Raw genomic sequence first — 286 nt, 5'->3', positions numbered from 1 at the left:
TTCTATAGCGGCATTCAATGCCAGTAGATTCGTTTGACCCGCAATTTCTTGTATCACCACCAACACATGACCGATTTCATTGCATTTAAGTTGCAATGTTTTCATATCTTCATTAGTAGCAGATACGTCGTTCACTAAGCTGTTCAACGCCATATTACCTTGATCTAACGTTTGTTGCCCCGTCGTACTTTTATCATGTGCGTATCTCGATGTTTCTGCGACATCATTCGTGCTTCGAGCAACTTCCTGAATAGACACCGTCATTTGTTCAATAGCCGATGCCACC

1 protein-coding gene is annotated in these 286 nt (G+C 42.3%); it reads right to left on the bottom strand.

What is annotated here, in order from left to right:
- The coding region (locus tag A1QO_RS08850) for a methyl-accepting chemotaxis protein (protein WP_038132099.1) at positions 1–286 on the bottom strand (286 nt) is incomplete at both ends.

The sequence above is a fragment of the Vibrio genomosp. F10 str. ZF-129 genome (genome assembly GCF_000287055.2).
GTDB lineage: Bacteria > Pseudomonadota > Gammaproteobacteria > Enterobacterales > Vibrionaceae > Vibrio.
The sequence above is the reverse complement of the archived record's forward strand: the minus strand, read 5'-3'. Positions and strand labels throughout refer to the sequence as shown.